We start from the raw sequence: 23,499 nt of genomic DNA on the forward strand, positions 1-23,499 counted from the left end.
GGCGTGGTTCCGGGGGCCGGCGTCAGCCGGCGGGCCGCCGCAGGTGCTCGGCGCGCAGCGCGGTCAGCAGAGTGAGCACGACGGCGGCCGCCGCCCAGGCGGGCATGGTGGCGGGCCGGAGCAGGGCCTCGGTCGCGGCGGCGGCGCGGGCCGCGTCGGCGGTGCCGGTGTACGGCACGGCCGCGACCGCGGTGAGCCAGCCGCCGCCGAGGACGGCGGCGGCCACCGGCACGCCGACGCGGCTGCCGAGCAGCAGCGTCGCCGCGGTGAACGTCAGGCAGGGCAGCAGCCACAGCGCGGGGTTGCGGCCGACTGCCAGCCCGGCCGCCGCGAGCACCGGCGCGACCAGGAGCAGAACCGCGAGGGTACGGCGAAGCAGCAGGTCCAGCCCGGCGCGGGCGGTGCCGGCGACCACCTCCCAGTTCGGGTTGGCGCGACGGGACCAGGCCACCGCGAGCCCTGCCAGCGGCGCCACCGGCGCGAGCAGCAGCACCGCCGAGGGCTGCTCCGGGTAGTTGCGGTCCAGCAGTACCGCGGCGAGGATCGCCGTGCCCGTCATGGCCGCCCAGGCCAGCAGCGACCAGTCGGTCCAGCGCAGCCACCACCGTCGCAGCGGGCGCCGGCGCACCGGCTGCGGCCCGGTGCGGGCCTGTTCCAGGATCGTCTCCCGGGCGTCGCCGAGCAGCGCCCGCAGTGGCGGGGCGGCCAGCTCGCCGAGCCGGTCGCGGCACTCGGCGCAGCCCTCCAGGTGCACCTCGATCGTCCAGGTGGTGGCGTCGTCAGGGCCGCCCGCCGCGTACGCGGCCAGGGCCGGCGGGGGAACGTGAGCGGTCATGCCAGTGCCTCCCGTAGCGCGTTGCGGGCACGCCGCGCCCGGCTCTTCACGGTGCCCTCGGGCACCCCCAGCAGGACGGAGGTCTCCCGGACGGTCAGCCCGTCCAGGACCATCGCGGCGAGCACCGCCCGTAGTTCCGGGGCCAGCGCGTCCAGCGCGGCTCCCACCTCCGAGCCGAACGACCCGGCCAGCGCCTCGTCCTCGGCGGCCGGCGTGCTGCGGACCGGAAGGACGTCGGTCGGCACCTCCCGCACCCGGGCGCGGCGGCGCAGCGCGTCGACCAGGCGCCGGGCCGCGATGGTCCAGATCCAGCCGGCGGCCGAGCCACCCGGCGCGTCCGCGCCCCCGGAGCGCCGCAGCCCGCTGAACGAGCCGGCGGCCCGCCACACCGTGAGGTACGTGTCCTGGAGGACCTCGGCGACGATGCCGTCGTCGGCGCACCGCCGCCGCAGCCGGATCGCGAGCCACGGCGACGTACGCCGGTACAGCTCGTCGAACGCGTCCAGGTCGGCGCGTGCGACCCGCCGCAGCAGCCGCTCCTCGTCCTGTTGGCTTCCTCCCACGCCTAGATGGTCGTGCACGGCACCCCGGACGGATCACGGCGCGGCGTGACCTGGGTCACACCGCGCCGTGGGGAGGTGTCCGTCACTCCGCCGCGGCGAACGGTCCCTTCGGGCCGAACGCCAGCGCGGCGAACCGCTCGCCGATGCGCCGGTCGGCGGCCGGGCCGGGGTGCAGCTCGTCGGGCAGCGGCAGCTCGGCGTAGTCGGCCTCGCCGTACAGCTCCAGCCCGTCGAGGTAGTGCAGGTTCGGGTCCGCCCCGGCCCGGGACGCCACGATCCGGGCCAGCTCGGCGCGGATGACGCGCAGCGTGAGCCGGCCGGTGGCCCGCTCGGCGGGGTCGCCGGTGGCCCGGAACCGCACCCGGCCGTTGACGAGGTCGACCGCGCCCGGTCCCGGCGTGTCCTCCTGGACCGGGCACAGGATCGACGACACGACCAGCAGCGGGGTCTGCGGGTGCCCCTCGCGGATGGTGTCCAGGAAGCCGTGCACGGCGGGACCGAACGCGCGCAGCCGCATCAGGTCGCTGTTCACCACGTTGATGCCGATCTTGACGCTGACCAGGTCGGCCGGAGTGTCGCGCATCGCGCGGGCGGTGAACGGGTCGAGCAGGGCGCTGCCGCTGAACCCGAGGTTGACCAGCTCCACGCCGGCGAGCGTGGCGGCAATCGCCGGCCAGGTGCCGGTGGGGCTCTCCGCGTCCGAGCCGTGGCTGATCGAGCTGCCGTGGTGCAGCCACACCCGGCGGCCGCCCGTACCGGCCGGCTTGACCGGCGCGTCGGTGCGCAGCGCCACCAGCTCGGTGATCTCCCGCTGCGGCAGCCAGATCACCACCTCCTTGTCGGTGGCGGGCAGGCCGGCGAAGCGCACCGTGGCGACCGGACCCGGCTCGACGCCGGCCGCGCCGGTGGCGAGGTCGACGGTGAGCACCCTGCCGCCGTCGGCGGTGGCCTGACCGGCGAGGCGGCCGTCGACGACCAGGTCGTAGCGGCCGTCGGGGCGCGGCCCGGTGCCGCGGTAGACCATCTTCGTCGGCAGGACGTCCAGCTCGACGGTGGTGGCGCGGGTCCGGAACACCAGCCGTACGCCGGACGGCATCGCCTCGGCCATCGTCAGCTGCGGGTCGGTGTTCTGCGCCCGGGCCCACGCGGGCAGCCGGTGCGGCAGCACCCCGTCCGCTGTCTGTTCCAGGTCGAGCGCGCCGCGCAGCAGGTCGGTGGTGATCGGGGTGGTGAGGTGCGGGGATGCCATGATCCCGATCCTGCCCCCGGATCCGGGGGAGCGGCCACCCGATTCATCCGACAGGCCTGATTCGTGACGCTGGGGTCAGTCGGTGAGCACGCGCTCCGCGTACCGGGCGATCATGGTGGTGAGGACCAGGTCCGGGTCGGTGGCCCACACCTCGGCGTTGAAGATCTCCACCTCGACGTCACCGGTGTATCCGGCGGCCTCCACCGCGCGGCGCAGCGGCGGGAAGTCGATGTGCCCGTCGCCCATCATGCCGCGCCCGAGCAGCACGTCGGCCGGCAGCGGGGTGAGGAAGTCGCAGACCTGGAAGCTCGCGATCCGTGCCCCGGCGCGGGCGATCTGCCGCCACACGTCCGGATCCCACCAGACGTGGAACGTGTCCACCACGACGCCGACCTGCTCGGCCGGGAACGCCTCGGCCAGGTCGAGCGCCTGCCCGAGCGTGGACAGCACCGCCCGGTCGGCGCAGTACATCGGGTGCAGCGGCTCCAGCGCGAGGCGTACCCCGCGCGCAGTGGCGTACGGCGCCAGCTCGGCCAGCGCGTCGGCGACCCGCTGCCGCGCGCCCGCCAGGTCGCGGGAGCCGGGCGGCAGGCCGCCGACGACGAGCACCAGGCAGGCGGCACGCAGCTCGGCCGCCTCGTCGATCGCGCGCCGGTTGTCCGCGAGCGCCGCGGCCCGTCCGGCCTCGTCGGCGGCGGTGAGGAACCCGCCCCGGCACAGCGACGACACCCGCAGCCCGGCGTCGGCGGCGAGCCGCGCCGCGGCCGGTACGCCGATCTCGGCCACCGGCTCGCGCCACAGCCCGATCGCCGGGATGCCGGCGCGCACACAGCCGTCGACCGCCTGCGCCACCGACCAGCGCTGCGTGGTGCGCTGGTTGAGCGACAGCCGCGCCAGCCGCGGGTCGGCGGTCATCCGGGCACGCCCGCGACGTCCAGGTACGCGCGCATCCGCCGCGCCGCCAGATCCGGGTCGCCCAGCAGCCCGGCGGCGTCCGCCAGCCGGAACGCCTGGACCAGGTGCGGGACGCCGCGCCCGCCGTGCAGGCCGCCGACCATGGTGAAGCCCGGTTGCCGTCCGTTCAGCCAGGACAGGAACGCGACGCCGGTCTTGTAGTACGGCGTGGGCGGGGCGAACAGGTGCCGGGACAGCGGCACCGTCGGGTCGAGGATCGCCCGGAACCCGGCCCGGTCGTCCGCGTCGAGCCGGCCCAGCGCGGCCGACGCGGCCGGGGCGATCGCCGCGAACGCGCCGAGCAGCGCATGGCTGAACCGCTTCCCGTCGCCCTCGATCAGCTCCGGGTAGTGGTAGTCGTCGCCGGTGTAGACCCGCACGGCCGGCGGCAGCAGTTCCCGCAGCCGCACCTCCCGACCGGCGTCCAGCAGCGACACCTTCACGCCGTCGACCAGGTCGGCGTGGGCGTGCACCAGCGCGGCGAACGTCGCCGTGGCCTCGTCCAGGTCGGTCGAGCCCCAGTAGCCGGACAGCGCCGGGTCGAACATCTCGCCGAGCCAGTGCAGCACCACGGGCGAGCCGGCCTCCCGCAGCACCCGCTCGTAGACGCGCAGGTAGTCGTCCGGGCCGGTGGCGAGCGCGGCGAGGTGCCGGCTGGCCATCAGCACCGGCGTGGCGCCGCACTCCTGGACCACGGCGACCTGCTCGGTGTACGCGGCGACCACCTCGTCGAGCGTGCGCGGCGTGCCGGTGAGCTGGTCGGTGCCGGCCCCGGCGACGATGCGTCCGCCGCAGGCGGCGGCCTCGGCGGCGCTGCGCCGGATCAGCTCCCGCGTGGCCGCCCAGTCCAGCCCCATCCCGCGCTGCGCCGTGTCCATCGCCTCGGCCACACCGAGGCCCCACGACCACAGGTCACGCCGCACCGCGAGCGTCGCGTCCCAGTCCAGCCCCGCCGGGCGGCCGGGGGAGTTGTCGGCGTACGGGTCGGCGACGACGTGTGCGGCCGCGTACGCGATCCGGCGCGCCGGCGGCGCGGACGGCCGGTGCCAGGCGGGCGGTTCGCGCAGCGTCAGCTTCTCGGTGCCGCCGCCCGGCGTCGGCAGCGTGATGCGTGCGCTCACCGGGGGATCTCCTCGATCGTCACCCGCCGCCCCTCGCGGGCCGAGCGCAGCCCGGCCTCGGCGAGTTGCACGCCGCGCGCACCGGCGAGGAAGTCCCACGGGAACGGCTCGTCGTCGACGACGTGGCGCAGGAACGCCTCCCACTGCACCTTGAACGCGTTGTCGTGCTCGCCGTTGTCCGGCACGGTCTGCCACTGCGCGCGGAACGGCTCGGTGACCGGCAGGTCGGGGTTCCACACCGGCATCGGCGTGGCGCCCCGGTGCTGGATGCGGCAGTCGCGCAGCCCGGCCACGGCACTGCCGTGCGTGCCGTCGACCTGGAACTCGACCAGTTCGTCCCGGTGCACCCGGACCGCCCAGGAGGAGTTGACCTGCGCGACGATCCCACCGGCCAGCTCGAAGATGCCGTACGCGGCGTCGTCGGCGGTGGCCCGGTAGCGGGTGCCGGACTCGTCGACGCGTTCGGGGATGTGCGTGGCGGTCACGGCGGTGACGGCGGTGACCGGGGCGATGATCTGCTCCAGCACGTAGTGCCAGTGCGGGAACATGTCCAGCGTGATGCCGCCGCCGTCCTCGGCGCGGTAGTTCCAGCTCGGACGCTGGGCGGCCTGCCAGTCGCCCTCGAACACCCAGTAGCCGAACTCGCCGCGCACGGACAGGATCCGGCCGAAGAAGCCGCCGTCCACGAGCCGCTTGAGTTTGCGCAGGCCGGGCAGGAACAGCTTGTCCTGCACGACGCCGTTGCGGACGCCCTTGGCGGCGGCGAACCGGGCCAGCTCCAGCGAGGCGAGGAACCCCTCGGCGAGCGGCTTCTCGGTGTAGACGTGCTTGCCGGCCTCGATCGCGGCCCGGATCGCCTTCTCCCGCTGGGTGGTCACCTGCGCGTCGAAGTAGATCTGGTGGGCGTCGTCGGCGAGCGCCGCGTCCAGGTCCGTCGTGTACGCCGTCAGTTCGTGCCGGGCGGCGATGGCGGCGAGCCGGTTCTCGTCGCGGCCGACGAGGGTCAGCTCGGGCCAGATGCGGCTGCCGTCGCGGGCCGGCACGCCGCCCTGGTCCCGGATGGCGAGCAGGGACCGGACGAGGTGCTGCCGGTAGCCCATCCGGCCGGTGACGCCGTTGAGGATGATGCCGACGGACGTGCGTTCCACTGGGCCTCCCCGCAGGTGAATGCGCTTTCAGTAAGCGCTTTCAGGGTGCTACCGTAGCCACGCCGGAACACCGGGTCAAGACGTTCCGCAGGGAGACGCATCGATGTCGCACGTGACGCTGGAAGACGTGGCCAGAGCGGCCGACGTCTCCCTGGCCACCGCCTCCCGGGCGCTCAACGGGCGGCGCGTCACGCCGCACCTGCACGACCGTGTGCTGGCCGCCGCCGCGCGGCTCGCGTACACCCCGAACGCCCACGCCCGCGCGCTGGCCGGCGCGTCCCGGCGCAGCGTCGGCGTGGTCTGCCACGACGTCACCGACCCCTACTTCGCCGCCGTCGCCGGCGGCGTCATGCGGGTCGCCGCCGACAACGACCTGCTGGTCATGCTCGCCAGCACCTTCCGCGACCCGGAACGCGAGATCGCGTACGTGTCGATGCTGCGCGCCGAACGCGCCCCGGCGATCCTGCTCATCGGCTCCGGCTTCGAGGATCCCCGCTGGGAGCGGGCGATGGCCGCCGAGCTGGCGCCCTACCTCGACGGCGGCGGCCGGGTCGCGGTGGTCAGCCGGCACCGCACCCTGAAGGTCGACAGCGTGCTGCCGGAGAACCGGGCCGGTGCCGCCGAGCTGGCGCGCACGCTGCTGGGCCTGGGGCACCGCCGCTTCGCGGTGCTGTCCGGCCCGCCCGAGCTGACCACTGTCGCCGACCGGCTCGGCGGGTTCCGCGACGAGCTGGCCGCCGCCGGTGTGCCGCTCGACCCGGGCGCGGTGGCCGAGGCGGCGTTCACCCGCGACGGCGGCTACCGGGCGATGACCGACCTGCTCGACCGCGGGCTCGACGCCACCTGCGTGTTCGCGTGCACCGACGTGATGGCCGTCGGCGCGTACGCGGCGCTGCGCGACAGAGGGCTGTCGGTGCCCGGCGACGTCTCGGTCGCCGGCTTCGACGACATCCCGGTCGTGCGCGACCTCACCCCGCCGCTGACCACAGTGGCGCTGCCGCTGCACCGGCTCGGCGAGGAGGCGATGAAGCTGGCCCTGACCGAGAACACCGGTCGCCGCCGCCGGATCGTGCGCCTGTCCGGCGAGGTGGTGCTGCGGGCCAGCACCGCGCCTGTGGCCTGAACCCGGCCGGTAGGGTGCCGTCATGATCGAGGACGCGCCGTGCCGCTGACGAACCCCTGGCTGACCGGACCGACGCCGACGAGGAAGCTCGACCGGGACCGCCTGGAGGAACGCATCCTCAACCTGCTGTCGTCGCAGAACATGTGCGTGCTCGCCACCGCCGGACCGGACGGGCCGCTCGCCACGCCGGTGCGCTACTACCCGCTCGACTTCACCCTGATGTTCACCGCCGCGCCGCGCTCACCGAAGATGCGCAACATCGCCGCCGACCCGCGCGTGTCGGTCGGCGTCTTCGCGCCGCTTGTCGGCCTGGCCAGCAGCCGCGGCGCGCAGGTGTTCGGCACCGCCCGGGTACTCGGCCCGGAGCACCCCGACCGGGCCCGCCACTGGGCCGCGTTCCGCTGGGAGAACGAACACGCCGAGCGGGGCCGGTCGCTGTCCGAGCCGCCCGCGGACCCGCTCGTCGTGATCGAGGCCGACCGGATCGTCTACACCGAACACTGGCTGCGCCGCGAGGGCTACGCCCCACGCCAGCACTGGCGTCGCTGACGCCGCTCGCCGTCCTTGCGGTGGCGTCGCGGCGGGCGCGCTACGGACCGGCGGGGGAGCGGGTGGCGCGCAACAGGTTGCCGGCCAGCCGCAGGTCCGCGCCGCCGACCCGGGCGAGCACGTCGATCGGCTCGACAGTCACCTGCGTCCAGAGCGGCTCGGGAAAGGCCGCGCGCAGCGTGCCGGCGTCCAGGCCCCAGCCCTCGCCCGCGTCCGGTGACACCGCCAGCACGAACACCGCTCCGCCCGGCGCGGTCAGGCGCGGCAGTAACGCCAGATAGTCGCGTACGGCAGCGCCCCGCCGGTCGAGCGAGTGCAGCAGGCCGGAGTCGAACACCGAGTCGTACGGCACCGGCGGCACCGGGATCGCCGTCGCGTCGCACACCTCGAACCGCACCGGCAGGCCCGCCGCGGTGGCCTTGGCCCGGGCCTGGCCGATCGCCACCGGTGAGATGTCGACGCCTGTCACGTCGTGGCCGCGGCGGGCCAGCGCGAGCGCGAGCTCACCAGTGCCGCAGCCGACGTCGAGCACGCGCGGGCCGCGTACCCCGGTGTCCAGGACTTCGGCGAGCGCCGGCTGCGGGCCGCCGATCTCCCAGGGCGGCCGCTCGGCGTCGCGGTAGAGGCGGTCGTAGTGGACGTCGTCCGGCTCGTCGGTCATCGCGTACCCCCTCGGTCGGCGCGGCCACCCCCGAGCGTGTCACGTCCGACGGCGATCAGTGCCCCCGCCGGAGGTCAGAACCGCAGGTGGCGCAGGTACCGGTAGCCGACGGCGGCGGTCTGCTGCGGCGTCACATCAGGGGTGTCGTTCTCCACGATGTACTCCATCACCTGGTGCCCCCGGAAGATCCGCGCGAAGTCGATCATCCCGGTGCCCAGGTCGGCCATGTCGCCGGTGGCCGGGTCGCGGTCCTTGACGTGGTACTGCAACACCCGCTGCGGCGCCGAGCGGATCACGTCGAGCGTGAAGCCCTCCGGGTTCTCGACGCCCTCGCCGGAGGTGATGCCGCCGGTGACCGCCCAGTAGATGTCGATCTCCAGGTGGACCAGGCGCGGGTCGAGTTCCTCGGTCAGCACGTCCCACGGCCGCCGGCCGTTGCCGAAGTCGATGGTGAACTCGTGCGCGTGGTTGTGGTAGCCGTACCGCAGGCCCGCCCTGCGCGCGGCGGCGGCCTCGACGTTCATCTGCTCCGCCCAGCGCTTCCAGTCGTCCTCGCGGTCGGAGTTCAGGTACGGCACCACCATGAACCGCTGGCCCAGCGCCCGAGCGTTCGCGATCTTCTGCTCCAGCGCGGCGGCGTCGGCGGCGATGCCGTCGTGGCTGGAGCTGGCCTTGATGCCGATGCCGTCCAGGAGCCGGCGCAGCTCCCGCGCGGTGCGGCCGAAGTAGCCGAGCGCCAGCTCGACCCGGGGGTAGCCGATGCGGGCCAGGTGCGCCAGCGTAGCGTCGTATCCGGGCGAGCCGTTGAGCGCGTCGCGGACCGTCCAGAGCTGGAGGCTGATCAGTTCCTTCGGCACCGGGCGCCGGCCGTGGTGATGCCCACCGGCCTGGGCGGCAGTCGCGCCGAGCCCGGTGGCGAGCCCGGTGGCGAGCCCGATCCCGGCGAGCGCGGCCAGGGAGCCGCGCAGCAGGCCACGCCGGTCCAGTGACTGTTGCAGCGCGGCGTGTCCGTCATGTCCGTAGCACATGGTCACACTCCTTCGTCGCCTGTGCGCCGACGCTACAAAAGCCATGTCGTTATGTCTATGGCTTTCGGTGCTCCGAATCGAACTTTCCGTCGGCGTGGCGGAAAGTGGGGGCTGCGCGTCGCCGGTGCCCCGTGGCAGGCTCAGGACGTGGCCGCATACGACGTCGCCCTCGTCCTGCTCGTCGACCCGACCGGCGCGATCCTCATGCAGCACCGCGACGGCAACGCGCCGGTGTCGCCGTACCAGTGGAGCCTGCCCGGCGGCAGCATCGAGCCCGGCGAGACACCGGAGCAGGCCGCCCGGCGCGAGCTACGCGAGGAGACCGGGCTGACCGCCGGTGACCTGCACCTGCTGTGGAGCGGCCCCCGCCCGCACGAGGACGGCTTTCCGCACACCGTCACCGTGTACGTCTTCCGCGGCGCCACCGACGCCCGGCAGGAGGACGTGGTACTCGGCGAGGGACAGGCGATGGTCTTCGTGCCCCGCGACCAGGTGCTCGACCGCGAGCTGGCGGTGAGCGCCGAGAAGGTGCTGCCGCTGCACCTCGCGGAGACCGCCTAACGCCCGGTCAGCGCCCCGGCCAGCACGCCCGCGAACCGGGGGAGCAACTCGTCGTCCGGCAGATGATCCGGGTTGATCTCGGTGACCGACAACCCGGCGAACCGCGGGCTCGCCACCAGCTCCGCCAGCGTCGCCGCCGCCTCGCCGAGGCTGAGCCCGAACGGCTCCGGCACGTCCGCCAGCGGCGTGTCCACGAAACTCAGCACGTCCACGTCGACGTGCACCACGAACCGATCGGCCGCGCCCTCGGCCACCGACCGGGCCCGGCGCGCCGCCGCCCCCGCGTCGGCGTGCACCTCGTCAGCAGGCACGTACGCCAGCCCCAGCTCCGCCACCAGCTCCCGCTCGTGGTCACCCCGGGGCAGCGAGTCCCCGTACACCACCACGCGCTCCGGTGACAGCAGCGGCACATCCGGCCCGACACCCGCCACCTCGGGCAGCGTCCCCGGCAGGCCGAGCATGTGCGCCAGCCCCATCGCATCAAGGTTGCCGTTCGCGCGGGTCTCCGGCGTGTAGAGATCCGGCCCGCCGTCCACGTACACCAGCGCGGGAGACAGCCCGGCCCGCGCGCAACCCGCGACGAGGCCGACAGTCACCGTGCAGTCGCCGCCGAGCACCAGCGGCGCGCGCCCCCGGCCCAGCGCCGCCGCGACCCGATCGGCCACCGCCGAGGCGACGGCGGCCACCGCGCCCGCGTTCTGACCCCTGGGGTACGCCGGATCCGGCCGCCACCGGAAGCCCGGCACGTCACCGGCGTCCTCGGCGTCGGCGCCCAGCAGGTCGAGCAGGCCCGCGGCGCGCAGGGCGGCGGGTGCGCGCTCGATGCCGGGGGTGTGGGCACCGGCGCTCGACGGCGCTCCGACGACCGTCCACTGACGATGACCCATCGCCCCACCCTAACCGCGTGTGTCAGCGCAGCACGAGCAGATCGAGGGCGTCGACGACCGGGCCGTCGACCGTCCTTGCTGCCTCCCGCAACCGCTCGACGCCGGCGGCGTACTCCGCGTCGGTGATGAGCTGAAGCGGCGTGTGCGCCTCCCGGCGCAGGCCGGCCGCCGCCTCCCGCAGCGAGGCTGCGGTGACCTGCGGGACTGCCTCGACCGCCGCGGTGGCGAAGCCGGCGGCGGCGAAGGCGCCCTCGACGTCGGCGATGCTCGGGTACGTGTCCAGCACGCGGACCGCCTCGGGGAAGTAGTCGAACAGCGTGATCGCCTCGTGCCGTCCGGCGAACGCGGACCGGATGAGCACCGGGGCGCCGGGCCGCAGCACCCGGCGCAGCTCGCGTGCCGTCGCGGCCAGGTCGGGCACGTGGTGGATGACAGTGGACAGCCACGCGCCGTCGACGCTGTCATCGGCGAGCGGGATGTGCCCGGCATCGCCTGCGACGAGCGGCGCGAACACGCAGCGGGCGCGCATCGCCGCCGACGGCTCGACGGCGACCACCTCGACGCCGGGGAACCAGTCGGTGAACGCGCGCGCCCAGCTACCGGTCCCGGCACCCAGGTCGAGCAGTCGCATCCCCGGGCGCGGGGTGAGATGGCGGGCGACGGCGGCCCGCCAGGCCGTGAGACCGTCGTCGGTGAGGTGCCGGGTCGCGGCGAACGCCTCGGCGTCGGCGTCGTGGTACGCGATGCGGGCCATACGCGACAGCCAACTCCCCGGCGGGCCGCCGGGGCAAGAGACTGTGGCGGATCGGGCTCGGCTTCGGAGAGGGGTAGGGGTGCGGTATCGGATCCACTTCGAGGCCGAGCTGCCGACGGACGCCGTGCGTGCGTTCCTGCTGACGGAGTACGGCGTCGCGCCGGAGAGCGTGTTCGTCGGGCGGATCGAGGACCGGGCCGTCGACGACCCACGGCCGGTGGCGATGCTCACCCCGCCCGACGCGGACGAGGGATTCGGCTGGATCCTCACCGGTGACACCGAACTGGCCGACGCCACCGGCCTGCGCGAACATGACCTCGCGGTCACCCTCGCCCGCGCGTTCGGCGTACGGGCGCTCGTCGACGACGGCGGCATCCACCCCGACCGGTGGGTGCTGGTGAGCACCGACGGCAGCAGCGGCCGGGTGCTGACCGACCCCGACGCAGCCGCCGACGGGGACCTGCGGATCGTGCACGCGCTCGAACCGATCAGCGGGGAGCCGCAGCTCGCCGTCGTACCGCCGCCGGACTGGGCCCGCGACTGGTGACCGGCGGGTCCACCGTCCGGTCGCGTACCCGATGCCACCCGTGCGGCGCCGCCGCCTGGCGCCAGTCCTGGCGACGACCGGCGCGGGCACCGCCGTCCACTGGACGGGCAGGCCGTGGCCGGGTGACGGATCGGGTTGCGGGGGACGAATGGTGCCGTGTTCCTCGGCGAGCCGGACGGCGTTGTCGAGGAGGTGCCCGGCCGAGGCGACCCGGCCGTAGTGGGCCGCGGTGAGCGCGAGCGTGACAGCGTCGCCGACGCGCTGGCACTGCGGGCAGGCGGTGTGGAAGGCACACCGGCCCAGCGGAAGGGCGTGGGCGCGCAGGGGAGCGGGGAGCAGGCTCAGGGCATGGCGGAACTCGTCGGGTCGCATCGTTCCTCCTGGGTTGTCGATCGCGCGGCGGCAGGCAGGCGCGCGGTGCGCCGGTCGGGTCCGAAAGCGGTGCCGGTCAGGCGGGCGGGATGGCGACGATCTCGACGTCGACGCCCTCCGTGCGCAGCGTCTTCACCGCCTGGTAGAGCGCGACCTGCGCGAACGTGAACAACGAGTCCACGGTGACGGTGCGGCCGGCACTCAGGGCGATGGCGTAGACCACGGTGCGCGGGCGGAAGTCCTCGGGCAGGTCCGGCCCGCCCGGCTGCGCGCGCACCAGGTCGCGGAACCGGTTACGCGCCTGCTTGTCGTAGCGCAACGCGTCGAACGACGTGACGCCCTGCGCGAAGAGGTGACTGAGCGGCGAGCTGCCCGACGCCCGCTTGACGTGGATCAGCTCACCGTTCGGCCCGAGCAGGTCGCACGCCTCGATCCCCCGGGGATGCTGCCGGGTGCGGAGGAGCTTCTTGTCCAGCAGCACCAGGCCCGGATGCTTCTTTGCTGCCTCGCGGTTGTAGCAGTCCTCGTTTGCCAGATCCTCCGTCCACGGCGGCAACACGACGCTGGACGGCCGATTCAGGATGCGAGCCACCTCTTGGCGCAGGAACTCGCGGTGGCGGTCGCCGATCTCGTACCACTGACCCTCGTGCAGCAGCATGTGGCTGCCACCGACGGCGACCTCGGCGGTTATCCACCGGGACACCGGCGTCGATGTCATCTCCTCGGTACCGGCGGCGTCGCCGTAGAGCGTCAGCGTGCCGTTGCGCAGCCCGGTCCACCGGTCACCGTCGAGGGCGTGGACGGTGTGCGACAGGATGGTCGACAGGTCCAGATCCGTGGTCAGGATCGGGCGTCGCCCGGAGCGGGGCACGCGAACCCGGTACGAAGCGACGTGCTCGACGTCGGCCACCAGGCTGCCCGGCACCGCTATGCCGAGATCCGGAGGGTCGGGCAGGCCCAGCCGCCGGTCGAGAACCTCGATCAGCACCGGGTGCCGGGAATCGTTGGGGCGCAGCGGCCGGATCTGCTCGATGAACTCCAGGTCGGCGAGCGGCGACTCCTGCCGGCACACCCGGTCGATCTCCCGCAGATCGGCGAGCAGCCGCCCGGGGGAGACGCCGAGAGGGATGCGCAGCGCGTCGCTGCCCTCGACCCTCGCCGCACCGCGCGTACCCTGGCACGCCGTCAGGTTCGGGTTGTCGACGCGGCCGCACACCTGGCCGACGATCTCCCCCCACTTGTCGATGCCGTACCTCCAGATGGGCTGGCCGCCCGGAACCAGGCTGCGGTCCACCCGGCCGCTGGCACCCACCACCCGGCGGCGAACGTGGCGGATCCCGTCGGGGTGAAGCGTCCGCACGGCGAAGGAGACACCGAACGTCGGGTCCACCTTTTCCAGCTCGATCATGAACCGGCCCAGGGTGCCGAAGGTCAGGGCGTACGCCCGCTTGTCGACCGCCAGCAGCAGGGCGCCGCCGCCGCTGCTGTAGCCGATTGTCACGTCACTGCCGACCAGGCCGGACAGGACGCCGCACCATTCGGCCCGGTCTCGTGGCGCGCTGCCGTGCACCAGTAGCGCCGGTGCGTCGAGGACCCGGTGCGGGGTGGGCTCGAAGTCGTGCCGCCGCAGGTAGTCCACATTGAGCGCGGAACGTATGCCGTCTTCGGTGGCCGGAACGGTGAGACGGTAGACAGTCGTCGGGTAGATGCCGGACAGCGGCTGCCCGTCGTCGGCCAGCGGTGACTCGTCCGGATTGTTCGCACTGCGCATGTCGATCTCCTCGCGTAGAGAATCGGGCTGGCGGTGGTGCGGCGGAGTGGCGCCGGGGGGCGGGGTTCGCGGATCCCGCCCCGGCCGGCGCAGGTCAGGTCAGCTCAGGGAGACGGTCACGCCGCCGGAGAACGGCGAGTCGTGCAGCTCCAGGCGGGCGAGCTTGACGTTCTTCGGGATGTCGAAGACGACCACGCCGGTGACCTGGTTGCCGGGGTTGATGTCGTTGAGGAACGTCTCGGCGTTCTTGTTGGCGTAGATGGCGGCCGAGCCGTCGGCGGAGTACTCGGTGCCGTTGGCGGCGTACGCCTTCTGGCTGCTGCCGTCGAACATCTGCGACTCCTTGCCGATGTTCTTCACGTTGAGCGTGACCAGGCAGAACTGGCCCTGCGCCTTGGCACCGAACGCCGACGAGCCGACCTTGCTGACGCCGCACTTGGCGGACTTGACGGTGAACTCGAACTTGCCGTCACGGGCCGGCTGGCCGATCTTCGCGGTCTTCGGCTTGTCGTCGCTCTTGCCCGTGTCGGCCTTGCCGCCGTCGGTGTCGCCGGCGGCCGCCTCGGTGCCGGAATCGGCCTTGCTGCCGGTGGTGTCGCCGGTGGTGCCGGCGCCGCAGCCCAGGGCGACGAGGGCGCCGGCGATCAGGGCGAGCGTGGTGGTCTTGCGCATCGTTTTCCTCCTGCTGTGAACGTGGCGACGTCAATAAGAGCATCGTCCGTGAACTGTGTCAACAAGAATTATGTTTGGCGGGTGTGACACACTCCGAACGTGCGGGAAACACCGACAATCACCGCAGGGAGATCCCGGCTAACCGAACTTCAGGCCTCGATGACCACGAATCAGTCCGAAGGGCCGAGGGAGACTCCGCGGGTGGCGGGTCAGCGGGATCCCAACACCTGACAACCTTGTGATCGCTGCACCGCCTCAGAGGATTCATCATGACCGAAGCTGCGATCGACGCTGTCGACGACGGTGACCGGAAGCTCGTCGAGCACGAGCGGGCCGAGCTGCGGGACTTCATCAAAGGGCTGAGCCCGGACGACATCAAATCGGGCGGCTGGTTCACGAAGCTCGTCGCCCAGGGCCTGCGCTCCTACACCGACAAGGTCGACTGGCAGTACTTCCAGGAGCGATATACAGGCGTACCTGCGGACGCCGTCGTGGATCAACGGATCAAGATGGCGGCTCGATATGCCGCACTCGAGGGTGGACTCTCCGCCGGGGCCTACACGGCCACGGTCGGCAGCCTCGGTGGTGCGTCGCCGGCGACCGTCCCCGCCGCCGTCGCGACCATGATGGTCGACGTCGCGTTCATCACGCGCATCCAGCTTCGCCTGGCCTACGATGTGGCCGTCCTCTATCGAGTCCCGCTGGACCTGTCCGATCCCGAAGACATGTGGAAGCTCAGTCGCGTGGCCTTCACGATCAAGGGCGGAGAGATGGCCCGGGAAGGCGTGGCCAAGGCGGTCCCGATCATGATGTGGCCCCTGATCAAGCGCTTCTACTCCGGAGCGGTGCTGAACGCGGCCAGGGGACTCCCGTTCGTCGGACGGTTTCTCCTGCAGCGCAACATCATCAAGATCGGCATCCCTGTGGTCGGTGTTCCACTCGCGGTGGTGATGAACCGGTACACGACGCTGCTCGCCGGACGACATGCGCGAGCCGTTTTCCGGAACGAGGCGCGGGTGATCGAACTAGCCGAAGGGCTGAGTGAGCGCACTCGTCACCCCCAGTCGATGCTGTGGGTCGCGTGGCTCGTCGTCATGGCGGACCACGGGATCGCCGACGATGAGGCGCTTTTGATCCGGCACCTGGTGAGGCTGGTCCGGGACCGGCACCAGGTGATCGATGGGCGGCTCGAGCAGCTCGTCGACATCGACGCGTCCGAGGTGTGGCGACGTTTGGACGCCGAGCCGGGGACCTCGCTGACATCATCGAGATGGCCGATCGGGTGGCCACCGTGGACGGCGACGTCAACGTCGGCGAGAAGGCACTCCTCGCCGAGCTTCGCGACCGCTGCCGTCGTGGCTGATCGCCGCCGGGACTCTCAGCCCGTCTTCGACTCGTAGACCGTCTCCAGACCGCGCCGTACCCGGATGAGCGATCCGAGCCACTCCCTCGTCTCGGCGTCTGTGGAGTAGAGGATGGTGCCGCGCATGCCGCGCGTCATCAGCACCTTGTAGGTGTTGCGGATCAGGCGGTCCGCCTCCGCGTCACTGAGCGACTTGCGGCTACGGAAAGCCGGATCCTTCGACTCCGCCCGCTGGGTGACGAGCCGTCCGTCCCGGGCGACCAGGTCGGGTCCGAGGATGACACCGGACCACTCGTACTCGAAGCCCTGTGCGGTGTACACGCAACCGACCTGGCCGAAACCGTGCGGATCGGTTGCCCAGAACGCGCTGCCCGGCGCGTCGCCGACGCTGCGGTCGCTCTTGACGTTCCAGGGACGCGCCCAACCACCGATCCGTACGTCGGCCACCAGCGAGTCGTCCGGCCGTGGATCGCTCCACGGCCAGCAGTAGCCGGCCGACATGCGCGCCGTCTCCCCGGCTTCCTGCTTCGCGGCCAGGAACGCCTCCATCTCCTCCGGCGAATCCGCCAGCCGTAGGTCGAAGCGCCCGTCTCCGGCCCACACCGACGGCTTGCCGCCGTCGAGGCCGAGCAGGTCGACGACCCACTGCTCGTACGCCTCACTGCCGCCGCACCGGAACTGGTCGTGCAGCGACACCACCTCGATGTCCAGATTGAGCTGTCTCGCGTACGTGGAGATGACGTCGACGTTCCCCAGCTCGCCCGGCTTGACCACCTGGTGCTCGTCGAGGAGGAAGACCGGTACCCGGGCCGCGGCGATGAGTTCGTCGATCTGCGGCCGGGCACGGTCCCGCTTCCCCTTCGGGGTGAACCGGTTGACCGACGTCTCCCTGATCCGGTGCGCCTCGTCGCAGATCAGCACGTCGAGGCCGTTCCGCTCGGCGGTCATGAAGCTGTTGAAGTACCCGAACAGGTTCTTCAACCGGGTGGAGCCCTTGCCCGCGTAACGCCGCAGCGTCTGGGTGAACGAGCGGGAGCCCGTGGCGTGCATGACCGAGCGCTGCTGCCGGGCGAGTTCACCGAGCACCGAGAGTGCGATGACGCTCTTGCCGCTGCCCGGCCCGCCAGCCACCACCACTACCGATTTGCGGTCGGCGCTGCGTGCGCGCTCCACGGCGTGCAGCACCAGCTCGTACGCCAGGCGCTGCTCGTCGAGCAGGGTGAAGTGGGACCGGTCCTTCAGCTCCGCGGCGGCGTAGGACAGCAGGTGCTTGCTGGGGCGTACCGAACTGGTGAGGAAGCGATCCGCGGCGGCCGCGCCGGAGCCGGGGGCCAGGTGGCTGCGCAGATAGTCGAGGAACCCGCCGCGGCGCTGCTTGGTGAAGATCCGGCTCTGCTCCGTCGCCCGCCGGGCGAAGAGGTCGTCGATGTCGCGGTCGACGGCGTTGTGCAGGTAGGCGGCCCCGACGATCGGGTTACGCGAATGGGCGAGCACCCCGAGGAAGTCCGCGAGGTATTCGCAGTAGTCCTCGACCTGTACGCCCGGATGCAGCCGAGGGGTGGCGGCGTGCTCGACCAGGACCAGGCTCTCGGATCCCTCGTACGACTCGACCCGGGACCACTGCTTCAACTCCACGACGACGCAGGAGTCCTCGGCCGTCTTCGGATGTGTTCCGGCGAGGACGACGTCGATCCGCTTGCTGGTCAGCGGGAGCTGGTACTCCACCAGCATCTCGACCTGCCTGAGACCCGCGTCGGCGAGGTCCTGGGCGAGCACCGGCAGGCTCCGCTCCCAGGACCGCCGTTCGGAGGCGCTCACGTTGTGCCCGACGTGCTCCGCGATCCGGTCGGCGAGGGCGCCACCGGCCGCGTAGCGCAGCAGTCCGTCGGCGGAGGTGCGAAAGGCTGACACGACTTGCCCCCGGGCAGCACGAAATGATCGTGCGCATGGGGGGCGTGTCCGGCGACGACCGGAAGCCCGTCGTTACGCGCTTGTACGGGTGGACTGTAGCGGAGAGATCATCCGCATGGCACGCCCTGCTACCGCTTGGCCGCGGAGCCCCTGACATCCTCGGCGGGATAGCGGACGGCGACCTCGGTCAACTTGGTGAGGGCGGCCTCCGTCAGGTCGATGCCGAGGACGTCCGCCAGCCTCGTCAGGTAGATCATGACGTCGCCGATCTCCGCTCGCACGCGTGCGCCCGCCTCGCGGTCGTCCATCACCGTGGCGGCCTGCTCCGGGGTCAGCCACTGGAACTCGGCGACCAGTTCCCCGACCTCGCCGGCGAGTGCCATCGCGAGGTTCTTCGGCGTGTGGAACTGCTGCCAGTCACGTTCCTCCGCGAACGCCCGTACGCGGGCCGTCAACTCGTCCACGCGGGCAGTCTGACACGCGCTCAGGTGACCAGGCCGGTGCGGTACGCGTACACCACCGCCTGCCCCCGGTCACGCAGGTCCAGCTTCGTGAGGATCCGCGACACGTACGCCTTCACCGTCTCCTGGCTGATCACCAGCCGCGCCGCGATCTCGCTAATAGACACCCCGTCGGCGATCAGCCGCAGCACCTCCGACTCCCGCAGCCATGTCCGGCTGCGCGTCGATGACGGTGGTGAATCCGGTACGGATCAGAGCCTGGTCGTCGCAGGCCAGCACCCGGATCGGCGTGGTCACGACGCGCTCCCGGTGGGGTCCGCCCCCGGACGACGAAGCCGTCGCCGGTCCGGCGGTGGGGGCGTGCCTTGAGCAGAACTGCTGGCCTCGGGACGGTCGCGGCGGGCAGGCTGCCGGCATGGCGACGGGCTTCGGCGGTGAGGTGGCGACCTACTACGCACGGCATCGGCGCGGCTACCCGCCCCAGGTGCTCGACGCGCTGGCGGCAGCCTTCCGCCTCGGCGCCGACGACACGGTGGTCGACCTCGGCTGCGGTACCGGTCAGTTGAGCATTCCGCTCGCGGACCGGGTGGGCGCGGTCATCGGCATGGACCCGGAACCGGACATGCTGGTGATCGCCCGGCGCACCGCAGTGGACCGGGGGACCGCCAACGCCACGTGGGTGCTCGGCGGCGACAGTGATGTGCCCGCGTTGTCCCGGCTGCTCGGCGGGGGGAGTGTCGGTGCGCTGACCGTCGCCGTCGCCATTCACTTCATGGACCGCGACACCCTGTTCCAGGCGGCCCAGCCGTTGGTGCGCCCCGGAGGTGGCATCGCCGTCGTCACGAACGGCGAACCCCTGTGGATGCAGGACACCGAATGGTCACGCGCGCTGCGGGGATGCCTGGAACGGATGCTCGGCCACCCCGTCACGGGGAGATGCCAGACCGACGAGGACGGGCGCCGGCGCAACCGGGAGGCGCTCGTCCGTGCCGGTTACCGGTACGAGGAGACGTCGGTGCGGTACGACGCCCCGCTGACGGTCGACGACATGGTGGGCGGCGTCCTCTCCGCCATGTCCGCCGAACGGTTGCCTACCCTGCAACAACGCGCGGCGCTCGCCGCCGACGTGCGCGACGCTCTCGGCGGGGTGGACGTGGTGACCGAGCGGGTCACCGTCCGGTTGCAGTGCGGGATCCTCGGCTCATAGCCGATCACCGGACGGGTTCAGCTACGTCACCAGGCGGTAGTTGGGAATGCCCCTGGTGCGTTCCTCGATCGGTGCGGCAGTGGACAGGGCGGTCACTCCGGCGGGAACCGGAGCCCGCGAGACGTGGATGCCCTCCAGGCAGGTGTCGCACCAGAACGAGACGTAGCCGTACCCGGCGCCGGGCGGCGTGGTGAACACCATGCGCAGGGTCCGGTGACCGCAGTTCGGGCACTGGTGGTCGGACTCGGCCGGCAGGGTGCGGTAGACGATTTCGTACGCGTCGAGCCACTCGTCGAATGAAGCCACCAGCTACTCCTCCGGTCTGAGTGGTGGGTTCCCAGCTAACTCGCGACGAGCATGCGTTCCGGGAAGTCGCCCCGGTCGCGCCAGGCATTGACGATTTTGGCGGTGATGGCGCTGGCAGCGGCGTTGAAGTCGTCGTCCTCGACTCGTGCCTGCAACGTCTGCGGGTCGATGACGACGATACGATCGAACCTGTCCTCAAAACCAAACGCATACCGCACCTCGTCCGCCGGAGCCTCGATCCGACGGGCGGCCACCATCATTCCCATGTCGCCCCTTTCCGACCATCCTTACTCCACCGGCAAGCTGTGAGTCGCGGCGACGAGTTCTCGGAGATGTGCCACCACAACAGATTTCTGGGCTGTCTCCGGCAGATGCTGTTCACCCGCCGCGACCAGACCCTCGCGCAAATGGGCGACGACCTCGCGCTGGGCTTCCGGCGACAGGTCATCCAACCGGAATGAACCGAGGTTGTTGTCGACGATCTCTTGAAGATGCGCTGCGGCGTCTCTGCCAGTGAGCCGAGCGATCAGGAACTCCAAGGTCCAGTCGAATAACCCTCCGGTCGCTGTCCAGTCGACCCCGGGCCGCAGAACGACGAGGCCGGCCACTACTGTGCTGCCGACTGTCCGTCGCCACCCGTGGTGTCGACCTTCTGGCTCTTGTCCGGCGTCAGGGCCACAGCACTGAGGGGCCGGCCGTCCTGATCGGCGAACTCCACCTCATAGGCGAGGTCGGGGCGGTGGAACACGTGCACGATGGCACCGACCGCTCCGGCGGGGAGATTCTCCTCAGGCACGGCATCCCTGAGTTCTACCAGCTCGTACGGGTCCACGATCAGTGGCGGAGACGGGCGAGATACGCCTGCCAGGCGTCCCGATCGACCGCGTCCGGTGACGTCCCCGAGGGAAACCAGGTGGACCCGAGATCCGGATCCCAGGCGGCGATCAGCGTGTCGAGACCCGCCACCAGCACAGCCGGCCACAGCCGCGCCGCGGAGAGCTGTTCGAAGACGCGGCGGGCTTCACGCAGTTGGACATCCCGGTCTCTGCCCGTGTACCCGAAATCCCAGAGGATCTCATAGGCGTCCAGGAGCGACTGCTCCTCCGGAACGTCGGAGGGATAGGCGAGATAGTTGCGGGCAACCTCGCCGCCGACCTCCCCGTCTGGGCTGCACTGCGCGGGACGGCTCAAATAAATTCCTCCCTCAGGACCGATCGAAGCTCGCAACCCGATCGCCGAAGCAATCCTGTCGGCCACCGCTTTCGGCTCCTCCGCAGCGTGGAAAAAAATGTGTTCCAAAGTCGACATGTGCGACACCAGACTAGTCGGGAAGCGTGATTATTCGGTTGTCGCCGAGGATGATTCGGACCTGGCCGGGCATGGCGCTGCCGTGCTGTCTGTGCTGACCCAGCGCTCGTGCGAAACCCCGCCGGGCCTCCTCCTCGCTCAGGTTTACCGGGCGTCCGTCGATGACCGCGTTGCCGCCGCCGGTCTGGTCGACCTGCTTGCCGGCGGCCATGATGTTACGGCGTACGGCTTCGCTGCTGGAGCGGTCGAGGGTCTTGAATTCGGTCACCACGCCGGGATCGTCTGGACCAGACCGCACCATCGAGTCCGGATTCTTGAGCTTGTACAGGCTGTTGTCACGTTCCCGTGGATGGACCATGTCCCCTTCCTCGGCGAGGCGGTCACCGACCGCTCTTTCCTTATCGTCGAACAAGCCGCGAGGGTCATTCACCTCGGGCCGGAAGTCGGCGCCGAGGGGACCATGCTGCTTGCCCGGGTCGAAGTCCGGGGGCCTCGTCGGGTGACCGTTATGGCGCCCGGGGCCACCGCTGCCAGCAGTCTTCTCCGGTCCGGCGGACGAGAGGCGGCTCAGCGCCTCCTTCAGCTTGCCGATCAGGTCGCCGAGCCGCCGCATCTCCGGCATCAGCCGCCGCAGACTCGCCAGCAACCCCCGCAACAACCGCGCGATCCGCGCCGCCCACGACGCCACGGTCGTCGTCACCTGCTCCACCACCAGCGGCGTCGCCAATCCCGCCGTGGCGACCAGTTCGGCCGCGTACACGATCAGGCGGGACACGCAGGCGGCGATGGCGTCGCGGACCAGCAGCCGCACGGCCGCGACCAGCCCGGCGGCGCCCTCGGTGATCGCGGCCATCGCCTCGGCGCCCTGCGCCAGCCCGGTGACGGCCTGCTGCTGCTCGGCCGCCCAGCGGCGGTAGCCGGTGGCGGCGGTGCCGGTCCACCCGGCGACCTCGGTACGCACGGCGTGGGCCAGCTCGGCGGCGTCCTCGCGCAGCGACGTGGCGACGTTGCGCCAGGTCTGCGCGTGCGCGGTGATCTCGGCGGGGTCACCGGCCAGCCCGTCGAGGGCCTCGCTGAGCGGCTTGACGTGCTCGATGAGCCAGGCGATGCCGTACTGGAGGAGCACCCCGGCCGGGTCGGACACCAGGGCTAGCGCGTCGAGGCCGGCGCTGACGACGCCGAGGCTGCCGTCGATCCAGCTGCCGGTGCGTACGCCCTCGGCGATGAGTTCGATGTCCTCGCAGATCCACACGCCCGCCCAGGCGCTCGGCGCGGTGTCCGAGGCGGCGGCGACCAGCGGGTTCGTGGTCACCGACGCTGTCGTACCCGGTCGAGCAGGTGCGCGGCGTGCGCGTCGGAGGCGCGGTAGTGCTCGGCGCTGGACCGCAGCTTCCCGGCGGTGTCCCGGACCGAGGTGGCGGCGGTGCCGATGCCGTCGGTGAGCGTCCGCTGGAGACCGTCGAGCAGGACCGGCATGATCGCGCAGAGCTGCCCGTACGTGTCGGCGCTCAGCCGGACGTGCCGGCCGGCCTGCCGCGCGGCGTCGATGCTGTCGGCGCAGCGCCCGAGGTGGGCGGCGTGCGCGGTCAGGTCGTCCGGGTCGACCCGGAGGCCGTCACCGGGCGGCATCCGGCGCGTCCGGGTCGGGGCCGAGCCGCCGTTGGTGGGACTCGACGATCGCCCGCGCGGCCGGGTCGTCCGCGCCGAGCGTCTCGGTGGTGGCCTCGGTGAGCTGTCGCAGCAGGTCGGCGCGGGCGTCCCGGGTGACCGCCAGGATCTGCCGGGCGGTGTGTGCGGCGGAGTGCCGCCGGACGCGTTCGTCGAGCCGCAGGCCGGTGAGCAGCCCGGACGCGTCGACGGTGACCTCGACCAGCCCGTCGGCGCTGCGGGCGGTGCCGGTCAACGCCTGCGTGCGGGCGGACAGGTCACGGGCACGTGCCGCCCGGTCGGTCAGCGACGACTCCCACTCGTCGAGCCGTCGTGCCGCCGCGTCCAGCGCGGCTTCGTCCGCCCACATGACGACCCTCCCCAGAGGACAACGGTGCCCGACACGGTAGCAACCGGTCGCGCTGAGTGTGGGCCCCGTGACGGCCCGGTGACGAACATGCTCCCCTGTGGAGGGACGTCTCCGCGTGCCGGGCGTTGCTA

28 protein-coding genes and 1 pseudogene are annotated in these 23,499 nt (G+C 72.0%); 6 read left to right on the top strand and 23 right to left on the bottom strand.

Annotated elements, in window-relative coordinates:
• Positions 1-22: 22 nt before the first annotated feature.
• The 6 genes from ACPCK6_RS11320 to ACPCK6_RS11345 form a co-directional block, all read right to left on the bottom strand.
• Positions 23-835: a zf-HC2 domain-containing protein gene (locus ACPCK6_RS11320; protein ID WP_423481066.1), complete on the bottom strand. Its 813-nt coding sequence runs from the start codon at positions 833-835 to the stop codon at positions 23-25.
• The gene (locus tag ACPCK6_RS11325; protein ID WP_396883104.1) at positions 832-1,416 is read right to left on the bottom strand and encodes an RNA polymerase sigma factor; all 585 of its coding nucleotides are present in this window, start codon (positions 1,414-1,416) and stop codon (positions 832-834) included. The genes ACPCK6_RS11320 and ACPCK6_RS11325 overlap by 4 nt, the downstream gene beginning before the upstream one ends.
• Before the next feature lie 64 nt (positions 1,417-1,480).
• Positions 1,481-2,647: an SGNH/GDSL hydrolase family protein gene (locus tag ACPCK6_RS11330; protein ID WP_423481067.1), complete on the bottom strand. Its 1,167-nt coding sequence runs from the start codon at positions 2,645-2,647 to the stop codon at positions 1,481-1,483.
• A gap of 75 nt (positions 2,648-2,722) precedes the next feature.
• Positions 2,723-3,562 carry a sugar phosphate isomerase/epimerase family protein gene (locus ACPCK6_RS11335; protein WP_423481068.1) on the bottom strand — a complete coding sequence of 280 codons (840 nt, stop codon included), beginning with the start codon at positions 3,560-3,562 and terminating at the stop codon, positions 2,723-2,725.
• On the bottom strand, positions 3,559-4,722 hold the full coding sequence (locus ACPCK6_RS11340; RefSeq protein ID WP_423481069.1) for a dihydrodipicolinate synthase family protein: 1,164 nt from the start codon (positions 4,720-4,722) through the stop codon (positions 3,559-3,561). The genes ACPCK6_RS11335 and ACPCK6_RS11340 overlap by 4 nt, the downstream gene beginning before the upstream one ends.
• Positions 4,719-5,870, bottom strand: coding sequence for a Gfo/Idh/MocA family protein (locus ACPCK6_RS11345; protein ID WP_423481070.1), 1,152 nt, complete (start codon positions 5,868-5,870; stop codon positions 4,719-4,721). Before ACPCK6_RS11345 ends, ACPCK6_RS11340 begins: the two co-directional genes overlap by 4 nt.
• A 103-nt stretch (positions 5,871-5,973) precedes the next feature.
• On the opposite strand from ACPCK6_RS11345, the gene ACPCK6_RS11350 reads away from it, so the two are divergent.
• Both ACPCK6_RS11350 and ACPCK6_RS11355 read left to right on the top strand, forming a co-directional pair.
• The gene (locus ACPCK6_RS11350; RefSeq protein ID WP_396883097.1) at positions 5,974-6,993 is read left to right on the top strand and encodes a LacI family DNA-binding transcriptional regulator; all 1,020 of its coding nucleotides are present in this window, start codon (positions 5,974-5,976) and stop codon (positions 6,991-6,993) included.
• A 39-nt stretch (positions 6,994-7,032) separates the two neighbouring features.
• A complete protein-coding gene (locus ACPCK6_RS11355; RefSeq protein WP_396883096.1) occupies positions 7,033-7,542 on the top strand; it encodes a pyridoxamine 5'-phosphate oxidase family protein in 510 nt (169 codons plus the stop codon).
• 40 nt (positions 7,543-7,582) lie between these two features.
• On the opposite strand, the gene ACPCK6_RS11360 is transcribed toward ACPCK6_RS11355, so the two are convergent.
• Both ACPCK6_RS11360 and ACPCK6_RS11365 read right to left on the bottom strand, forming a co-directional pair.
• Positions 7,583-8,203: a class I SAM-dependent methyltransferase gene (locus ACPCK6_RS11360; protein WP_396883095.1), complete on the bottom strand. Its 621-nt coding sequence runs from the start codon at positions 8,201-8,203 to the stop codon at positions 7,583-7,585.
• A gap of 74 nt (positions 8,204-8,277) precedes the next feature.
• Positions 8,278-9,231: a sugar phosphate isomerase/epimerase family protein gene (locus ACPCK6_RS11365; RefSeq protein ID WP_423481071.1), complete on the bottom strand. Its 954-nt coding sequence runs from the start codon at positions 9,229-9,231 to the stop codon at positions 8,278-8,280.
• Between the two features lie 147 nt (positions 9,232-9,378).
• On the opposite strand from ACPCK6_RS11365, the gene ACPCK6_RS11370 reads away from it, so the two are divergent.
• A complete protein-coding gene (locus ACPCK6_RS11370; RefSeq protein ID WP_423481072.1) occupies positions 9,379-9,792 on the top strand; it encodes an NUDIX hydrolase in 414 nt (137 codons plus the stop codon).
• Here ACPCK6_RS11370 and ACPCK6_RS11375 read toward each other — a convergent pair.
• Complete coding sequence (locus ACPCK6_RS11375; RefSeq protein WP_423481073.1) at positions 9,789-10,679, bottom strand: arginase family protein; 891 nt, start codon at positions 10,677-10,679, stop codon at positions 9,789-9,791. The two genes, ACPCK6_RS11370 and ACPCK6_RS11375, sit on opposite strands and share 4 nt — an antisense overlap.
• A gap of 22 nt (positions 10,680-10,701) precedes the next feature.
• The gene (locus tag ACPCK6_RS11380; RefSeq protein ID WP_423481074.1) at positions 10,702-11,433 is read right to left on the bottom strand and encodes a class I SAM-dependent methyltransferase; all 732 of its coding nucleotides are present in this window, start codon (positions 11,431-11,433) and stop codon (positions 10,702-10,704) included.
• Positions 11,434-11,512: 79 nt separating this feature from the next.
• Here ACPCK6_RS11380 and ACPCK6_RS11385 point away from each other — a divergent pair, with 79 nt between their 5' ends.
• A complete protein-coding gene (locus ACPCK6_RS11385; RefSeq protein ID WP_423481075.1) occupies positions 11,513-11,980 on the top strand; it encodes a hypothetical protein in 468 nt (155 codons plus the stop codon).
• 448 nt (positions 11,981-12,428) lie between these two features.
• Here ACPCK6_RS11385 and ACPCK6_RS11390 read toward each other — a convergent pair whose 3' ends face one another.
• A complete protein-coding gene (locus tag ACPCK6_RS11390) occupies positions 12,429-14,123 on the bottom strand; it encodes a DUF6119 family protein (protein ID WP_423481076.1) in 1,695 nt (564 codons plus the stop codon).
• Positions 14,124-14,222: 99 nt separating this feature from the next.
• A complete protein-coding gene (locus tag ACPCK6_RS11395) occupies positions 14,223-14,795 on the bottom strand; it encodes a DUF4352 domain-containing protein (protein WP_423481077.1) in 573 nt (190 codons plus the stop codon).
• A 269-nt stretch (positions 14,796-15,064) separates the two neighbouring features.
• On the opposite strand from ACPCK6_RS11395, the gene ACPCK6_RS11400 reads away from it, so the two are divergent.
• The gene (locus tag ACPCK6_RS11400) at positions 15,065-16,195 is read left to right on the top strand and encodes a hypothetical protein (RefSeq protein ID WP_423481078.1); all 1,131 of its coding nucleotides are present in this window, start codon (positions 15,065-15,067) and stop codon (positions 16,193-16,195) included.
• Here the strand turns inward: ACPCK6_RS11400 and ACPCK6_RS11405 are convergent.
• The 3 genes and pseudogenes from ACPCK6_RS11405 to ACPCK6_RS11415 all read right to left on the bottom strand — a co-directional run.
• Positions 16,174-18,069, bottom strand: a complete 1,896-nt coding sequence (locus ACPCK6_RS11405) for a DNA/RNA helicase domain-containing protein (protein WP_423481079.1) — start codon at positions 18,067-18,069, stop codon at positions 16,174-16,176. The genes ACPCK6_RS11400 and ACPCK6_RS11405 overlap by 22 nt on opposite strands.
• 128 nt (positions 18,070-18,197) lie before the next feature.
• Entirely contained in the window at positions 18,198-18,533 is a 336-nt protein-coding gene (locus tag ACPCK6_RS11410; RefSeq protein WP_423481080.1) for a nucleotide pyrophosphohydrolase, read from the bottom strand.
• Positions 18,534-18,553: 20 nt separating this feature from the next.
• Positions 18,554-18,733 (bottom strand): annotated as a pseudogene (locus tag ACPCK6_RS11415) (response regulator transcription factor); the annotation flags it as partial.
• Positions 18,734-18,945: 212 nt separating this feature from the next.
• Here ACPCK6_RS11415 and ACPCK6_RS11420 point away from each other — a divergent pair.
• Entirely contained in the window at positions 18,946-19,737 is a 792-nt protein-coding gene (locus tag ACPCK6_RS11420; RefSeq protein ID WP_423481081.1) for a class I SAM-dependent methyltransferase, read from the top strand.
• A gap of 21 nt (positions 19,738-19,758) precedes the next feature.
• Here the strand turns inward: ACPCK6_RS11420 and ACPCK6_RS11425 are convergent, their stop codons facing one another.
• From ACPCK6_RS11425 to ACPCK6_RS11460, 8 genes are read right to left on the bottom strand one after another with little or no spacing between them, the layout of a single operon-like run.
• The gene (locus ACPCK6_RS11425; protein WP_423481082.1) at positions 19,759-20,043 is read right to left on the bottom strand and encodes a hypothetical protein; all 285 of its coding nucleotides are present in this window, start codon (positions 20,041-20,043) and stop codon (positions 19,759-19,761) included.
• A 35-nt stretch (positions 20,044-20,078) separates the two neighbouring features.
• On the bottom strand, positions 20,079-20,309 hold the full coding sequence (locus tag ACPCK6_RS11430; protein WP_423481083.1) for a hypothetical protein: 231 nt from the start codon (positions 20,307-20,309) through the stop codon (positions 20,079-20,081).
• Between the two features lie 21 nt (positions 20,310-20,330).
• Entirely contained in the window at positions 20,331-20,651 is a 321-nt protein-coding gene (locus ACPCK6_RS11435; protein ID WP_423481084.1) for a hypothetical protein, read from the bottom strand.
• Positions 20,651-20,875, bottom strand: a complete 225-nt coding sequence (locus ACPCK6_RS11440) for a DUF4926 domain-containing protein (RefSeq protein WP_423481085.1) — start codon at positions 20,873-20,875, stop codon at positions 20,651-20,653. The genes ACPCK6_RS11435 and ACPCK6_RS11440 overlap by 1 nt, the downstream gene beginning before the upstream one ends.
• Positions 20,876-20,877: 2 nt before the next feature.
• On the bottom strand, positions 20,878-21,351 hold the full coding sequence (locus ACPCK6_RS11445; RefSeq protein ID WP_423481086.1) for a hypothetical protein: 474 nt from the start codon (positions 21,349-21,351) through the stop codon (positions 20,878-20,880).
• A gap of 13 nt (positions 21,352-21,364) precedes the next feature.
• Positions 21,365-22,663 carry a hypothetical protein gene (locus tag ACPCK6_RS11450; RefSeq protein WP_423481087.1) on the bottom strand — a complete coding sequence of 433 codons (1,299 nt, stop codon included), beginning with the start codon at positions 22,661-22,663 and terminating at the stop codon, positions 21,365-21,367.
• The gene (locus ACPCK6_RS11455; RefSeq protein WP_423481088.1) at positions 22,660-22,980 is read right to left on the bottom strand and encodes a type VII secretion target; all 321 of its coding nucleotides are present in this window, start codon (positions 22,978-22,980) and stop codon (positions 22,660-22,662) included. The genes ACPCK6_RS11450 and ACPCK6_RS11455 overlap by 4 nt, the downstream gene beginning before the upstream one ends.
• The gene (locus tag ACPCK6_RS11460) at positions 22,967-23,368 is read right to left on the bottom strand and encodes a YbaB/EbfC family nucleoid-associated protein (RefSeq protein ID WP_423481089.1); all 402 of its coding nucleotides are present in this window, start codon (positions 23,366-23,368) and stop codon (positions 22,967-22,969) included. The genes ACPCK6_RS11455 and ACPCK6_RS11460 overlap by 14 nt, the downstream gene beginning before the upstream one ends.
• Positions 23,369-23,499: the final 131 nt, after the last annotated feature.

It is taken from the genome of Micromonospora sp. AB353 (assembly GCF_049538395.1).
GTDB lineage: Bacteria > Actinomycetota > Actinomycetes > Mycobacteriales > Micromonosporaceae > Micromonospora > Micromonospora aurantiaca.

What these genes read in the sequence shown, in the direction of transcription:
- ACPCK6_RS11320 (WP_423481066.1), bottom strand. Translation starts at nt 835, where the DNA reads ATGACCGCTCACGTTCCCCCGCCGGCCCTGGCCGCGTACGCGGCGGGC.
- ACPCK6_RS11330 (WP_423481067.1), bottom strand. Translation starts at nt 2,647, where the DNA reads ATGGCATCCCCGCACCTCACCACCCCGATCACCACCGACCTGCTGCGC.
- ACPCK6_RS11335 (WP_423481068.1), bottom strand. Translation starts at nt 3,562, where the DNA reads ATGACCGCCGACCCGCGGCTGGCGCGGCTGTCGCTCAACCAGCGCACC.
- ACPCK6_RS11350 (WP_396883097.1), top strand. Translation starts at nt 5,974, where the DNA reads ATGTCGCACGTGACGCTGGAAGACGTGGCCAGAGCGGCCGACGTCTCC.
- ACPCK6_RS11360 (WP_396883095.1), bottom strand. Translation starts at nt 8,203, where the DNA reads ATGACCGACGAGCCGGACGACGTCCACTACGACCGCCTCTACCGCGAC.
- ACPCK6_RS11365 (WP_423481071.1), bottom strand. Translation starts at nt 9,231, where the DNA reads ATGTGCTACGGACATGACGGACACGCCGCGCTGCAACAGTCACTGGAC.
- ACPCK6_RS11375 (WP_423481073.1), bottom strand. Translation starts at nt 10,679, where the DNA reads ATGGGTCATCGTCAGTGGACGGTCGTCGGAGCGCCGTCGAGCGCCGGT.
- ACPCK6_RS11380 (WP_423481074.1), bottom strand. Translation starts at nt 11,433, where the DNA reads ATGGCCCGCATCGCGTACCACGACGCCGACGCCGAGGCGTTCGCCGCG.
- ACPCK6_RS11390 (WP_423481076.1), bottom strand. Translation starts at nt 14,123, where the DNA reads ATGCGCAGTGCGAACAATCCGGACGAGTCACCGCTGGCCGACGACGGG.
- ACPCK6_RS11395 (WP_423481077.1), bottom strand. Translation starts at nt 14,795, where the DNA reads ATGCGCAAGACCACCACGCTCGCCCTGATCGCCGGCGCCCTCGTCGCC.
- ACPCK6_RS11400 (WP_423481078.1), top strand. Translation starts at nt 15,065, where the DNA reads ATGACCGAAGCTGCGATCGACGCTGTCGACGACGGTGACCGGAAGCTC.
- ACPCK6_RS11420 (WP_423481081.1), top strand. Translation starts at nt 18,946, where the DNA reads ATGGCGACGGGCTTCGGCGGTGAGGTGGCGACCTACTACGCACGGCAT.
- ACPCK6_RS11430 (WP_423481083.1), bottom strand. Translation starts at nt 20,309, where the DNA reads ATGGGAATGATGGTGGCCGCCCGTCGGATCGAGGCTCCGGCGGACGAG.
- ACPCK6_RS11445 (WP_423481086.1), bottom strand. Translation starts at nt 21,351, where the DNA reads ATGTCGACTTTGGAACACATTTTTTTCCACGCTGCGGAGGAGCCGAAA.
- ACPCK6_RS11455 (WP_423481088.1), bottom strand. Translation starts at nt 22,980, where the DNA reads ATGCCGCCCGGTGACGGCCTCCGGGTCGACCCGGACGACCTGACCGCG.
- ACPCK6_RS11460 (WP_423481089.1), bottom strand. Translation starts at nt 23,368, where the DNA reads ATGTGGGCGGACGAAGCCGCGCTGGACGCGGCGGCACGACGGCTCGAC.